Genomic DNA, 12,929 nt, shown 5'->3' on the forward strand with positions numbered 1-12,929 from the left:
AGGGGCGACGAAGCTAGAGGAACGAGGTGCCGAAGGCGATCAGGTCGCGGTTTCCCTCATCGAAGCCGTAGTACCGCCGCTTCCCGCAGCGCGCGCAATGCTGATGGGTGGGCTTCCCATCCTCCGTGTTGTGATGGGTAAGGAACCGATGCCTACCGATCCGGCACAGCAGCCTCATGGACATTGCAGCCTCCTCCTCGGCGATGCATTTCGAGCTTTGGCGCAGTGAGCGCTAGCCGCACAGCGGATTCGCCACCTGGGGGATGGTAATTCTTGCGCATCGCCCACACCATCGGCTCCCGTGACAATACGTTGACGGCTACGAGGTGGAAGCGGTGCAGCGTTTCAGCGGCCCGGTATATGCCCAAGCAGAAGCGGGCTGGCAGCGACGCGGGGGTGCGCTCACGCTTCCGGACCAGCGCCACCCGGCATGCCCAATTCGTCTCGCCGTGCTCCAAGACACGAGCCGGTCCGGCTCCATCAGAGGTAGTTCGTTGCGGTGGTGGCAATGTGAATCACAGCGAAGAGGGTTGCCGGCACGAGTGAGGGACAATTCTCCAGGTAGCGCCACACGCAGATGAAGTACTCAGCATTCTCGGAGTCTGTCACGGGCCACCATGCGCGCCACGTGTGACCCGGACACGTCCTACGCGAACGACTCCGCGGGGGCCCGGTCATGCCGCATCTCCCTCGGGCGCCGTCCGGGTCCGCCAGAGACACCCCCGCCCGAGAGCTTCGACGGCTCAGCTGGGTGGAGGGCAGACCCGCGGAAGCTTGTAACAGATCTTCACAAGCGGTAACACCCTTGGAACAGGACCGAGACTGCCCCGACACCAGGCACTCATAGCGTTCTGCATGAAGGGACGGCGCCAGTCCCGGGGGACTTCCCCCGGCCGGCCGTCCCTTCTCTGTTCAGGCACCTGAAAGGACAACCATGTCTGTGTTCCGCACCCCCCAGGCGCGTACGTCGATAGTCGCTCTCTCCCTCGTCTCCGCTCTGGCGCTCGCCGGCTGTGGTGCGCGCGCCTCGGGCACCGACGACTCCGCCGCCTCGGCTGAGTCCTGCGTCGACACCTCCGCCGACTCCATCAAGGTGGGCTTCCTCAACTCCCTCTCCGGGACCATGGCGATCTCCGAGAAGACTGTCAACGACTCGCTCAACATGGCCGCGGAGGAGATCAACGCTGCTGGTGGCGTCCTCGGCAAGCAGCTCGAGGTCATCACCGAGGACGGCGCCTCCGAGCCCACGACCTTCGCCGAGAAGGCCCGCAAGCTCATCTCCTCGGACTGCGTGGCTGCAGTCTTCGGCGGATGGACCTCCGCCAGCCGCAAGGCCATGCTCCCCGTCTTCGAGGACCAGGACTCCCTGCTCTACTACCCGGTCCAGTACGAGGGCCTCGAGGCCAGTCCCAACATCTTCTACACCGGCGCCACCACCAACCAGCAGATCATCCCCGGCCTGGACTACCTGCGCGAACAGGGACACACCAAGGTGTTCCTGGTGGGCTCCGACTACGTGTTCCCCCGCACGGCGAACCGCATCATCAACGCCTACGCCGAGGCCCACGACATGGAGATCGTCGGCGAGGAGTACACCCCCCTCGGCAGCACGGACTTCGCCACCATCGTCGGCAAGGTCCGCAACTCCGGCGCCGACGCCGTGTTCAACACGCTGAACGGCGACTCCAACGTGGCCTTCTTCAAGGAGTACACCAGCGCCGGCCTGTCTGCCGACGCGATGCCCGTCCTGTCGGTCTCCATCGCTGAGGAGGAGGTCCAGGGCATCGGCGCCGCCAACATCGCAGGTCAGCTCACGGCGTGGAACTACTACCAGACCGTGGACACCGAGGAGAACGCCACGTTCGTGACCAACTTCAAGGCCAAGTACGGCGACGACCGCGTGACCTCCGACCCGATGGAGGCCGCCTACACCTCCCTGTACCTGTGGAAGGCCACCGTCGAGAAGGCGGAGTCCTTCGCCGTGGCCGACGTTCAGGAAGCCGCCGACGGGGTCACCTTCGCCGCACCCGGGGGCTCCGTCACCCTCAACGGGGAGAACCACCACATCGCCAAGACCGCGATGATCGGGGAGATCTCCGAGGACGGCCTCATCTACTCGGTGTGGACCTCCGAGGGCCCCATCGAGCCCGACCCGTTCCTCACCACCTATGACTGGGCCGAGGGTCTGTCGGAGACCTCCTGACATGCAGATCTTCGCCGAACAGTTGTTCGCAGGGTTCAGCCTGGGGTCGGTGCTTCTGCTCACCGCCCTCGGGCTGGCCCTGACCTTCGGCCAGTTGGGCGTCATCAACATGGCCCACGGTGAGTTCGTCATGGTGGGCGCCTACACAGCGTTCGTCATGTCGAGCATCATCGGCCACGCCGGAACCTCGTTCCTGGTGTCACTGCCGGTGGCGTTCGTTGTCGCGGGCCTCCTCGGAGTCCTGCTCCACGCCACGATCATCAGCCGCATGCGGGACAGACCTCTGGACACCCTCCTGGTCACGTTCGGGGTGGCGCTGCTGCTGCAGCAGCTGGCCCGCGACATCTTCGGCGCCCCGAACGTCGACGTCCCCGCCCCGGCCTGGCTGTCCGGCCCCGTGGTGCTCGGATCACTTGTCATGCCGAAGAGCAGGCTGATGATTCTGTTGATCTGCGTCGTCGCCGTCGGGATCGTGGCCTACCTGTTGGCCAGAACGCCGCTCGGACGCCGGATCCGTGCAGTGGTGGGCAACCGTGCGCTCGCAGAGACCAGCGGCATCGACTCGGGCGGCATCGACCGCGCGACGTTCTTCATCGGTTCCGGGCTGGCCGGGCTGGCCGGAGTGGCGCTCACCCTCCTGGGCTCCGTCGGTCCCACCGTGGGCCAGAACTACATCGTCGATGCGTTCCTTGTGGTGGTCGCCGGTGGCATCGGCAAGATCAAGGGCGCAGTCCTGGCCGCCTTCACGCTCGGCATCCTGCAGTCGTTCTTCCAGCTGATGACAGACGCGAGTTTCGCCAAGGTGCTGCTGCTCGTGGTGGTCGTCGGCTTCCTTCAGATCCGCCCGCAGGGCCTGTTCACCGTCCGCACCCGGAGCCTCGCATGATCGATCGACTCAAGTCCCCCCTCATCGCACTCGTGCTCGTCGCCGCCCTGGCGGCAGCCCCGCTTCTGCTCAGCAGCTTCCGGCTGTCGTTGCTGGCCAAGTTTCTCTGCCTGGCCATGGTCGCCGTCGGGATCGGGCTGGCATGGGGGCAGGGCGGCATGCTGACCCTCGGGCAGGGCCTCTTCTTCGGGCTGGGCGGCTACATCATGGCCATGCACATGAAGCTTGCCGACGCCGGCCCGGGCGGGGTTCCTGATTTCATGATGCTCTACGGCACAGGCGTGGTGCCGTGGTGGTGGGAACCCATGCGGTCGGGCTCCCTCACCGTCGTCCTGGTGGTCCTGATTCCGGCAGCCTTCGCGCTCGTGCTCGGCATCGGCGTGTTCCTGCGCCGCGTCCGGGGCGCGTACTTCGCCATCCTCAGTCAGACGCTCGTCGCCGCCTTCGCGATCCTCCTGGTGGGCCAGCAGCAGACCACCGGCGGCACCAACGGGCTGACGGGGTTCAGCTCCTTCTTCGGCTTCGCCCTGTCCGACCCGATCAACCAGACCACCCTCTACTACGTGGCCGCCGGGACGCTCGTCGCCATGGTGCTGATCGTCCGCCAGCTCATGCGCAGCCGCTTCGGTGAGCTCCTGGTGGCGGTGCGAGATGAGGAGAACCGGGTCAGGTTCCTGGGGTACAACCCTGCGGTCATCAAGATCGTGGCCTTCGTCATCGCCGCAGTCTTCGCGTCGATCGGGGGGGCGCTGTTCGTGCCGGTGGCCGGCATGATCTCGCCCGCCGACGTCGGGGTCGTGGCCTCGATCGGTTTCCTCGTCGGTGTCGCCATCGGCGGGAGGGCGACGTTGTTGGGCCCGGTGCTCGGTTCCATCGCGGTCTCCTGGGCCCGGACCAGCCTTTCGGAGACCTTTCCCGGGGCCTGGACCTACTTCCAGGCGGCCCTGTTCATCGTCGTGATCGCGGCGCTGCCAGCCGGTCTCGCGGGAATCTGGGCGGTGGTGCGACGCCGGATGCGTTCCCGGGAACCGCACCCCCTCGCCCTCACCACACCTCAGGAGGCACCGGCATGAGCCGCACCATCGACCCGGGCTCGGCCACGCTCGTCAACGCGGGCACCGACCCCCGCCAGGAGTATCTCGAGGTCCGGCACCTGACCGTGTCGTTCGACGGGTTTGTCGCCGTGAACTCGGTGGACCTCACGGTGACCAGCGGGGACCTTCGATTCCTCATCGGGCCCAACGGTGCAGGCAAGACCACGATCATCGACGCGCTCACCGGACTGGTCAAGGCCAGCGGCTGGGCCCGGTTCGCCGGGAACGAGCTCATCGGTCGCAGCGTCCACCGTGTTGCCAGGATGGGCGTCGGTCGCACATTCCAGACAGCCAGCGTGATCGAGGAGCTCAGTGTCCTGGCCAACCTCGACATCGCCAGCGGCGCCGGACGCGGGCCACGCACGCTGCTCCGGGCCCGGGGCCCACACGTCCCCGACGACGTGGCCGAGGCGCTCGAGATCATCGGCCTGACGGAGCTCCGGGAGAAGCCCGCAGGCACGCTGGCCCACGGCCAGAAGCAGTGGCTGGAGATCGGGATGCTGCTGGTCCAGAAGGCCCACCTGCTCCTCCTCGACGAGCCCGTCGCCGGGATGAGCCAGGCCGAGCGGGAGCAGACAGCGATCCTGCTCCGTGCGCTCGCTCCTCGGCACACCGTCGTTGTGGTCGAGCACGACATGGAGTTCATGCGGCAGGTGGCGGACTCGGTCAGCGTCCTTGCCCGCGGCGAGCTCATCGCCGAGGGAAGCGTCGCAGACATCCAGGCCAACCCGCTCGTCCAGGAGGTCTACCTGGGCACCCCCACCACGGAAGGAGGCCGCTGATGCTGGAGATCGACGGTGTCACCTCCGGCTACGGCCGGACCAGCGTGATCTTCGATGTGTCGCTGCGCGTTCCCGACAGGGGCATCGTGGCCGTCCTCGGCAACAACGGGGCAGGCAAGAGCACGTTGCTGCGCACGGCGAGCGGCCTGCTGAAGCCCACCGCAGGCAGGGTCCGCTTCAACGGCCAGGATGTGACTCGGATGAGCGCCCACCGACGGGCCAAGCTGGGCCTGGGATACGTCCCGCAGGGCCAGCAGTCGTTCGGCGACCTCACCACCCGCGAGAATCTGCAGTTGGTGGCCGACCAGAATCCCCGCGGCCACGCCAAGCTGAGCGAGGTCGTCGACCTGTTCCCCGCGCTGGGTGAGCTGATGGGACGCCGGGCTGGGCTGTTGTCCGGCGGCCAGCGCCAGCAGCTGGCCCTGGCTCGCGCGCTCCTCCTGGAGCCGTCGCTGCTCATGCTCGACGAGCCCACCGAGGGAATCCAGCCATCCGTGGTCCAGCTGATCGAACGCACCATTTCGGCGCTGGCGGCCGATGGACTCGCTGTTCTCCTCGTGGAACAGCACGTAGGGTTCGCGCTGGAAGCGAGTGACAGCTACGTCGTGCTGGCCTCCGGCCGGATCCGCGAGCGCGGTGACAGCGACTCTCACTCAAGCGCCGCAGTGCGTTCCGCCATGGCCATCTGAACGGGAGACCCAGACATGCACCTCATCGGCTCCGATACGGAGAAACTCCTCATGGCTGTGGCAGGGATGGTCGCGCGCGACCGCCTGGCGCGTGGCGTCCGGCTCAACCACCCCGAGACCGTTGCCTACCTCAGCTGCTGGGTGATCGAACGGGCGCGCGACGGAGCCTCCGTGGCCCAGCTCATGGAGGAGGGCACCCAGGTCCTCACCGCCGAGCAGGTCATGCCAGAGGTGCCGGCCATGTTGCACGACGTGCAGGTGGAGGCCACCTTCCCCGACGGGCGGAAACTCGTCACCCTCCACCACCCCTTGGGCCACGGCGGCGACGAGCCGGGCGCCGTGCGCGTCGGGGAGGGCGACGTGGTGCTGAACGGCGATCGGCGCAAGGATGAGCGCCTGAGCCTCAGGATCACCAACACGGGTGACCGCCCCGTGCAGATCGGCTCCCACATCCACCTCCCCGACACCAACGGCGCCCTCGACTTCGACAGGGAGGCCGCCCATGGATTCCGGCTGGACATCCCGTCGGGCACTTCGGTGCGATTCGAGCCCGGCGTGGCGCGAGACGTCGACGCCGTGGCGTTCCGCGGCCGGCGTCGGGTCCCCGGCATCCAGCGCAAGGGCTCCGAAGCCGCCAACCTTGATGGAGGACAGTCATGAGCTCGATCACGCGCAGCCGATACGCGGCCCTCTTCGGTCCCACCCGCGGGGACCAGGTGCGCCTGGGCGACACCGACCTGTGGATCGAGGTGGAACGCGACCTCACCGTCGGCGGCGAGGAAGCCGTCTTCGGGGGCGGGAAGTCCATCCGCGAATCCATGGCACAGGGCACCACGACGCGAGCCGACGGTGCACTGGACACGGTGATCACCAACGCCGTTGTCCTGGACCACTGGGGGATCGTGCGCGCCGACGTCGGACTCCGCGATGGCCGCATCGTCGCCATCGGGCACTCCGGCAATCCGGACATCGCCGACGGCGTGACCCCCGGCATGGAGATCGGCCCCAGCACTGATGTCATCTCCGGCGAGGGGAAGATCCTGACCGCGGGCGGCATCGACATGCACGTTCATTTCCTGTCGACCAGCCAGGTGCACGAGGCCCTGTCCGCGGGCCTGACGACGCTCGGAGGGGGCGGCACCGGGCCTTCGGAGGGGTCCAAGGCGACGACCGTCACCCCCGGCGCCTGGCATCTCGAAACCGTGCTGCGCGGACTCGATCATCTGCCCATCAACCTGCTGCTGTTCGGCAAGGGCAACACGGTCAGCGCCGAGGGGCTGGCGGAGCAGGCGCGGGGTGGGGCCGCCGCCCTCAAGATCCACGAGGACTGGGGCGCAACCCCCGGCGCCATAGACGCGGCGCTCCGCGCGGCCGACGAGTTCGGCCTCCAGGTGGCCCTCCACAGCGACAGCCTCAACGAGGCGGGCTACGTGGACTCCACCATCGGCGCCATCGGCGGCCGCAGCATCCACGCGTTCCACACCGAGGGGGCCGGGGGTGGACACGCACCAGACATCCTGTCGATCGCGTCGCTGCCCAACGTGCTGCCCGGCTCCACCAATCCCACGCTCCCGCACACGGTCAACACGGTGGCAGAGCACCTCGACATGCTGATGGTCTGCCACCACCTCAACCCGGCCGTCCCCGAGGACCTGGCATTCGCCGAGTCGCGGATCCGCGCCACGACGATCGCCGCCGAGGACATCCTCCACGACATGGGTGCCCTCTCCATGACGTCCTCCGACGCCCAGGCCATGGGTCGCATCGGCGAGGTCATCACCCGCACCTGGCAGGTCGCGCACGTCATGAAGGCGCGGCGAGGCCGGCTGTCGGAGAGCCTGCCCGCCGATAACGAGCGGGCCCGCCGCTACGTCGCGAAGTACACGATCAACCCGGCCATCGCCCACGGCATCGACCACGAGATCGGCTCCGTCGAGGCAGGCAAACTGGCAGATCTGGTCCTGTGGGAACCCAAGTTCTTCGGGGTCCGACCCTCGGTGGTGCTCAAGTCAGGGATGATCGTCTGGGCAGCACTGGGCGACCCGAACGCCAGCATCCCCACCCCGCAACCGGTCCTGATGCGCCCCGCACTCGTCGCCGACGCCGCACCCAACTACTCGCTCACGTTCGTTGCCCCGGCGGCTCTCGACGCCGGACTGGCTGGGAGGCTCGGCCTGCGGCACGAGCTCGCACCCGTCAGGCCCACGCGGGGGGTGGGCAAGGCGGACATGATCAACAACTCGGCAACGCCGGCCATCGACATCGATCCGGAGACCTTCGCCATCGCGATCGACGGCGAGACGGTGGTGCCCGCGCCGGCGGACCGGCTGCCGCTGGCGCAGCTCTACTCGCTGTTCTGATGGGCCCGGCATCGGACGGCGCGTTCGGCGCGCTCCTCCTGGGTGACGCCCGGCTGCCGGTGGGGGGACACACCCAGTCAGCCGGCCTCGAGCCGGCGATCCTCGCGGGCCTCCAGGCCCGCGACGTGCCCGGGTACCTGCGGGTCCGGCTCATGACAGTGTCCCGCGTGGACGCCGCGACCCTCGCGCTGGGCATGCGCGCCCTCCGCGGGGCCGACTACGGACTGGACCTGGTGCACGCCCACTGGTCGGCCCGCACCCCGAGCCATGTCCAGCGGCGGGCGGCGGAGCAGGCGTCCCACGGGTACCTTCGGTTGGCGAAGCGGCTGGATCCCCGGCGGTCCGCGGCCGCCGGTGTGCCCGCGACCCGACCCCTGGCCATGGCCCTGCTCGCCGACATCCTGGCCTGCGACCCGCTCCAGGCTGTGCGAGTGCTGCTGCACGACGAGATTCAGACCATCACCTCAGCCGCCCTGAAGCTGCTCCCGCTTGACCCCGCCACGTCAGTGGAATGGGCCATCGCCGCCCATCCCCTCGCGGAGACCATCGCGGCAGAGGCCGCAGCGGTCTCACACCCGAGAGACATCCCGAGCCCATCCGCGCCCGAGACCGAGGCCTGGATCCATGCCCACGCCACTACCCCACGGAGGTTGTTCAGTGCCTGACCACACACATCCCCAGCGTTCGCTTCGGCTCGGCGTCGCCGGCCCGGTCGGAACGGGCAAGACGTCCCTCATCGGGCTGCTGTGCAGCAGGCTGAGCGACGAGTTCTCGCTGGCCGTCATCACCAACGACATCTACACCGACGAGGACGCCCGCATGCTCCGCGGCGCCGGAGTGCTGGCGCCCCAACGCATCCGGGCCGTCGAGACGGGGGCGTGCCCCCACACCGCGATCCGTGACGACGTCACCATGAACCTGGTCGCCGTCGAGGAGATGGAGGCTGCCTTCGACCCGGTGGACATCACCCTGGTCGAGTCGGGCGGAGACAACCTCACTGCCACGTTCTCGCCCGCCCTCGTCGACGCCCAGCTCTTCGTCCTCGACGTGGCGGGAGGTGGAGACGTCGTCCGCAAGGGCGGGCCCGGCATCTCGCGGGCTGACCTGCTGATCGTGAACAAAACCGACCTGGCTCCCTACGTAGGGGTGGATGCGGAACTGATGGTGGAGCAGGGTCGCGAGGCCCGCGACGGACGCCCCGTGCTCCCCCTGAGCCGGACCGACGAGGCGAGCGTGGACCTGCTGTGCGACTGGGTGCGAGAGACCCTGGAGCACGTCCGCAGCGGTCATCACGTCGCCGTCGATCCGGGCCCCATGGCCCCGCACTCCCACGGCGGCCTCCCCCCGCACACGCACGACGAGGGCGAGGCGCATCATCACCACTGAGGTCACCCGGATCACGGCCGCCCGAGACGGCAGCGGGCGCCCGCGGCTGCTGGTCCGGACGGGGCCGGTCAGCGCCCGGATCACCGCCGCCGGCTCGGATCATCTCGAGGTGTCGCTGCTGGCGACGGTGGCGACCCTGCTCGGTGGGGACGACGTGCGTCTGGTGGTGGAGGTGCGTGACGGCCTGTCGCTGACGCTGAAGGACATCGCGGCAACGGTGGCCTACGACGGTCGCGGCCAGGGGGCATCGTGGATGGCTGAGCTCAACGTCGGACCCGGGGCGTCACTGGTGTGGGCGGCAGAGCCCTTCATCGTCAGCGACGGTGCGGAGGCCATGCGGATCCTGCGCGCCACGCTGGCCGACGGGGCCGGGCTCCGGCTGGATGAGACTGTGGTCCTGGGGCGCCACGGCGAACGTGGTGGCCGGGTGCACAGCCACACCCTCGTGCAGACGGCTGAGGCTCCGCTGCTGGTCGAGGACGTCGTCTACCAGGGTGCGGGGGAGGACCAGAGGTTCATCCGGGCCGGGGCGCGTTCGATCAGCACAAGGCTCGCGTTCGGCACCCAGACCCTTGTCCCAGCACCGGACGAACTGGTGATGGAGCTGGCGTGCGGCGGGCAACTGGCGCGCACGATGCATACTCGTGATGTTCGCGGGCCCACGCGGCCGTCCCTGATCGTCGACGGCATCCGGCAGGCGGACACGAGGGGGAGTGAGATGCCAGTGGGAGAACAGGTCCACACCGATGCCGCACCGGCGTACGCGGAGGGGGCCGTGGGATGAGCCTGCAGGGGTTGACCGGCAGCAGGGCGACGGTGAGTGTCGTCGCGTCGCTCCATGCGTTGGGGCTGGCACTCCTGGCACTGGGGGTGGCCTCGGGAGGTGCCGGGCTGGTGGCCTCCGCCGTCGTCGCCTATGCACTGGGTCTGCGCCACGCCGTCGATGCAGACCACATCGCCATGATCGACAACTCCACGCGCAAGTTCGTCGCCGAGGGGAGGCGGTCGGCCGCGGTGGGGTTGGCGTTCTCAGCTGGACACTCGACGGTGGTGCTCGTCGCTGCTGCGTTGGTCATCGCAGGGACTGGGTGGATCGGGTCGACGATCGACGAGGACTCAGTGACGCGGCACTGGCTGGGAGTTGTCGGTGCGGGTGTCGCGGCCACGTACCTGGCTGCCATCGCCGTGACCAACCTCCCGGTCCTCGCGCGCGCGTGGGCTGATCTTGGGCGGGCGGGTCCCGCCGGCCCGGGCGTGCATGGGGGAGTGTCGCGGGTGCTGCTGGCGCCGCTGGCGAGGGTCCGTCAACCATGGCACGTGTACGGATTCGGGCTGCTCTTCGGGTTGGGGTTCGACACCGCGTCGTCGGTGGCCGTGCTCGTGCTGGCCGTCGGCCTCCCAGCGGGCACGGCCCCGCTGGTCCTGCTGTCCCTTCCGCTTCTGTTCGCCGCGGCGATGACGCTGGGCGACTCCCTCAACGGTTTCCTGATGCTGAAGATGTACTCGTCAGCCCAGCACCGGAAACGGGCACGCTACAACGTGGTGATCACGGCTGTGTCGATCGCCGCCGCCGTCGCGATCTCGTTGATCACGTTCGCGGGCCTGGCGAGCGATCTCGGAGTTCGTTTGCCCGCCATCGACGCGCTTGCCGGCGTGGACACCGACTGGGCGGGCATAGGGCTGCTGGTCTTCTTCGCGCTGATCGGCGTGGGTGCGGCGGCGGCCGTGCGGTGGCGGTCCCTCGGCCACCCGGTAGACATCTGAAGACTGTGCCGGGGGCATCACAGCCATCCCCGGTCGCGTGCCTGGCGAGCGGCCGCCGCTCGGCTGGAGGCTCCTAGCTTGCCCATCGCGTCGGACAGGTAGTTGCGCACCGTGCCCTCGGACAGGTGCAGCTGCCCGGCTATCTCGCTGTTGTTCAGCCCATCTCCCGCCAGGCGTAGGACCTGGCGCTCCCGGTCGGTCAGCGGGTCCGGCTCATCCCACGCGTCGGCGGCGAGCTGGGGATCGACGGCGCGGCCTCCGGCGTGAACGTCGCGAACGGCCTGCGCCAGGGTGCTGGCCGGCGCGTCCTTGAGCAGGTAGCCGACGGCACCGGCCTCCAGCGCCCGCCGGAGGTACCCGCTGCGGGCGAACGTGGTCAGGATGACCACCCGGGTCGACAGGCCCCGGCGCCGGACCTCGGCCGCAACCTCGAGCCCGGTCATCTTGGGCATCTCGATGTCTGTCAGCAGGACGTCGGGCCGCAGCGTCTCGACCAGGCGCACGGCCTCCTCACCGTCGGAGGCGGTGCCGGCCACGGTGATGTCGGACTCCAACCCCAGGAGGGTGCTCAGTGCGCCGAGCACCATGAGTTGGTCCTCGGCCAGGACCACGGTGATGGTCATGGCCCGCTCACCTCCTCCGCGCGGCGCCCGTCGTCGGCCGCCCCAGCGAGGGGCAGCGTCACCTCGACGACGGTCCCGTGCTCTCCACCGGTGGGGGCGCCCACCTCGACCTGGCCACCGAGGGCCGCTATCCGCTCGCGCATGCCGGTGAGCCCGGATCCTGCCAGCCCCGAAGAGCCACGGCCGTCGTCGGTCACCGTGAGCCGAACCTCGGAGCCGACCGTGGTGATGCTGATCGAGGCGCGCTCGGCGTCGGCGTGGCGCACCACGTTGGTCACCGCCTCGCGTAGCGCCATCGCCAGGGCCGACTCCTGCTCGGGGCGCAGGTCGGTCGGGTCTGCGCGCACCTCGACGCCGACCCCAGCCGCCTCCAGGGCCACCCGCGCCCCGTCGAGTTCGGCGTCGAGGCCGCGCGCGCGGTATCCGGTGACCGCCGCACGGACCTCACCCAGGGCCTCGCGACCGATCTTCTGGATGTCGTTGACCTCTGCCGTTGCCCGGTCCGGGTCTGCGCGCACCAGCCTTGCGGCCAGCTCGGACTTCAGCACGATGACCGAGAGGGTGTGCCCGAGTAGGTCGTGGAGGTCGCGCGCTATCCGCTCCCGCTCTGCAATGGTCGCCAGCCGCTCGATCTCCTCGTCGGCACGCCGGAGGCGCCGCCTCGCACGGTCCCGCTCTGCGTCGAAGATGGTCGTCGCGCCCACCACCGGGGTGAAGAACAGGGCGGGGCCGAGCGCCGCCAGCCGCCACGGCATCGGTACCGGCGAGATCACGGCCATCGCGGCGACCAGCCCGACGAGAACGGCCACCACCGCGACGGCCCGGCGCGGGCGGAATGCACGGCCGGCGATGGCCGACGCATAGATCACGAACACGCTGGCCCCGCTGTTGACCAGCGAACCCGCGAAGGCGAGGGCGCCGAGGGCCGCGACGAGGATCAGGGTGCGTCGGTCGTCGCGGGCCCGGAAGGACGCCGTGTAGATCGGCAGGAACAGCGCGATCAGCACCGCCACGGCCAGCCAGTCCCAGGCTCCGACCGAGGGTTCGAACACCGGCTGATAGAACAGTGTGCCGAGGTAGACAAGCCAGACATAGCGCATGGAGCGGGAGGGCTGCGGCGGGCTCTTGCTCATCCGGTGCGG

14 protein-coding genes and 1 pseudogene are annotated in these 12,929 nt (G+C 69.0%); 12 read left to right on the forward strand and 3 right to left on the reverse strand.

Translation table 11 applies throughout. The features are described 5' to 3' along the window. Window positions 1-13 precede the first annotated feature (13 nt). Window positions 14-184, reverse strand: a complete 171-nt coding sequence (locus H5399_RS11815; RefSeq protein WP_182783247.1) for a hypothetical protein — start codon at window positions 182-184, stop codon at window positions 14-16. Window positions 185-934: 750 nt separating this feature from the next. Between H5399_RS11815 and urtA the strand changes: the two genes are divergently transcribed. From urtA to H5399_RS11870, 12 genes and pseudogenes are all read left to right on the forward strand, one after another. Then, window positions 935-2,203 carry an urea ABC transporter substrate-binding protein gene (gene urtA / locus H5399_RS11820; RefSeq protein ID WP_182783248.1) on the forward strand — a complete coding sequence of 423 codons (1,269 nt, stop codon included), beginning with the start codon at window positions 935-937 and terminating at the stop codon, window positions 2,201-2,203. A 1-nt stretch (window position 2,204) separates the two neighbouring features. Next, a complete protein-coding gene (gene urtB, locus H5399_RS11825; protein WP_182783249.1) occupies window positions 2,205-3,089 on the forward strand; it encodes an urea ABC transporter permease subunit UrtB in 885 nt (294 codons plus the stop codon). Next, window positions 3,086-4,162 carry an urea ABC transporter permease subunit UrtC gene (urtC, locus tag H5399_RS11830; protein ID WP_182783250.1) on the forward strand — a complete coding sequence of 359 codons (1,077 nt, stop codon included), beginning with the start codon at window positions 3,086-3,088 and terminating at the stop codon, window positions 4,160-4,162. Before urtB ends, urtC begins: the two co-directional genes overlap by 4 nt. Further along, the gene (gene urtD, locus H5399_RS11835; RefSeq protein ID WP_182783251.1) at window positions 4,159-4,965 is read left to right on the forward strand and encodes an urea ABC transporter ATP-binding protein UrtD; all 807 of its coding nucleotides are present in this window, start codon (window positions 4,159-4,161) and stop codon (window positions 4,963-4,965) included. Before urtC ends, urtD begins: the two co-directional genes overlap by 4 nt. Then, window positions 4,965-5,654 (forward strand): ATP-binding cassette domain-containing protein, encoded by a 690-nt coding sequence (locus H5399_RS11840; RefSeq protein ID WP_182783252.1) that lies wholly within the window; start codon window positions 4,965-4,967, stop codon window positions 5,652-5,654. The genes urtD and H5399_RS11840 overlap by 1 nt, the downstream gene beginning before the upstream one ends. A 15-nt stretch (window positions 5,655-5,669) precedes the next feature. After that, window positions 5,670-5,966 (forward strand): annotated as a pseudogene (locus H5399_RS18560) (urease subunit gamma); the annotation flags it as partial. After that, on the forward strand, window positions 5,964-6,314 hold the full coding sequence (gene ureB, locus H5399_RS18565) for an urease subunit beta (RefSeq protein WP_255422299.1): 351 nt from the start codon (window positions 5,964-5,966) through the stop codon (window positions 6,312-6,314). The pseudogene H5399_RS18560 and the gene ureB, both read left to right, overlap by 3 nt. After that, complete coding sequence (locus H5399_RS11850; RefSeq protein WP_182783254.1) at window positions 6,311-8,014, forward strand: urease subunit alpha; 1,704 nt, start codon at window positions 6,311-6,313, stop codon at window positions 8,012-8,014. Before ureB ends, H5399_RS11850 begins: the two co-directional genes overlap by 4 nt. Beyond that, window positions 8,014-8,679: an urease accessory protein UreF gene (locus H5399_RS11855; RefSeq protein ID WP_182783255.1), complete on the forward strand. Its 666-nt coding sequence runs from the start codon at window positions 8,014-8,016 to the stop codon at window positions 8,677-8,679. Before H5399_RS11850 ends, H5399_RS11855 begins: the two co-directional genes overlap by 1 nt. Further along, complete coding sequence (ureG, locus tag H5399_RS11860) at window positions 8,672-9,400, forward strand: urease accessory protein UreG (RefSeq protein ID WP_370585763.1); 729 nt, start codon at window positions 8,672-8,674, stop codon at window positions 9,398-9,400. The genes H5399_RS11855 and ureG overlap by 8 nt, the downstream gene beginning before the upstream one ends. Window positions 9,401-9,509: 109 nt before the next feature. Further along, window positions 9,510-10,184 (forward strand): urease accessory protein UreD, encoded by a 675-nt coding sequence (locus H5399_RS11865; RefSeq protein ID WP_182783257.1) that lies wholly within the window; start codon window positions 9,510-9,512, stop codon window positions 10,182-10,184. Next, window positions 10,181-11,164: a nickel transporter gene (locus H5399_RS11870; protein WP_182783258.1), complete on the forward strand. Its 984-nt coding sequence runs from the start codon at window positions 10,181-10,183 to the stop codon at window positions 11,162-11,164. Before H5399_RS11865 ends, H5399_RS11870 begins: the two co-directional genes overlap by 4 nt. A gap of 17 nt (window positions 11,165-11,181) precedes the next feature. On the opposite strand, the gene H5399_RS11875 is transcribed toward H5399_RS11870, so the two are convergent. Both H5399_RS11875 and H5399_RS11880 read right to left on the reverse strand, forming a co-directional pair. Then, the gene (locus H5399_RS11875) at window positions 11,182-11,787 is read right to left on the reverse strand and encodes a response regulator transcription factor (RefSeq protein ID WP_182783259.1); all 606 of its coding nucleotides are present in this window, start codon (window positions 11,785-11,787) and stop codon (window positions 11,182-11,184) included. Then, the gene (locus H5399_RS11880; RefSeq protein WP_182783260.1) at window positions 11,784-12,920 is read right to left on the reverse strand and encodes a sensor histidine kinase; all 1,137 of its coding nucleotides are present in this window, start codon (window positions 12,918-12,920) and stop codon (window positions 11,784-11,786) included. Before H5399_RS11880 ends, H5399_RS11875 begins: the two co-directional genes overlap by 4 nt. Window positions 12,921-12,929: the final 9 nt, after the last annotated feature.

This window comes from Tessaracoccus sp. MC1627, assembly GCF_014164725.1.
Lineage (GTDB): Bacteria > Actinomycetota > Actinomycetes > Propionibacteriales > Propionibacteriaceae > Arachnia.

What these genes read in the sequence shown, in the direction of transcription:
- H5399_RS11840 (WP_182783252.1), top strand. Translation starts at nt 4,965, where the DNA reads ATGCTGGAGATCGACGGTGTCACCTCCGGCTACGGCCGGACCAGCGTG.
- urtD (WP_182783251.1), top strand. Translation starts at nt 4,159, where the DNA reads ATGAGCCGCACCATCGACCCGGGCTCGGCCACGCTCGTCAACGCGGGC.
- urtC (WP_182783250.1), top strand. Translation starts at nt 3,086, where the DNA reads ATGATCGATCGACTCAAGTCCCCCCTCATCGCACTCGTGCTCGTCGCC.
- H5399_RS11880 (WP_182783260.1), bottom strand. Translation starts at nt 12,920, where the DNA reads ATGAGCAAGAGCCCGCCGCAGCCCTCCCGCTCCATGCGCTATGTCTGG.
- H5399_RS11855 (WP_182783255.1), top strand. Translation starts at nt 8,014, where the DNA reads ATGGGCCCGGCATCGGACGGCGCGTTCGGCGCGCTCCTCCTGGGTGAC.
- H5399_RS11850 (WP_182783254.1), top strand. Translation starts at nt 6,311, where the DNA reads ATGAGCTCGATCACGCGCAGCCGATACGCGGCCCTCTTCGGTCCCACC.
- H5399_RS11870 (WP_182783258.1), top strand. Translation starts at nt 10,181, where the DNA reads ATGAGCCTGCAGGGGTTGACCGGCAGCAGGGCGACGGTGAGTGTCGTC.
- H5399_RS11815 (WP_182783247.1), bottom strand. Translation starts at nt 184, where the DNA reads ATGTCCATGAGGCTGCTGTGCCGGATCGGTAGGCATCGGTTCCTTACC.
- urtA (WP_182783248.1), top strand. Translation starts at nt 935, where the DNA reads ATGTCTGTGTTCCGCACCCCCCAGGCGCGTACGTCGATAGTCGCTCTC.
- urtB (WP_182783249.1), top strand. Translation starts at nt 2,205, where the DNA reads ATGCAGATCTTCGCCGAACAGTTGTTCGCAGGGTTCAGCCTGGGGTCG.
- H5399_RS11875 (WP_182783259.1), bottom strand. Translation starts at nt 11,787, where the DNA reads ATGACCATCACCGTGGTCCTGGCCGAGGACCAACTCATGGTGCTCGGC.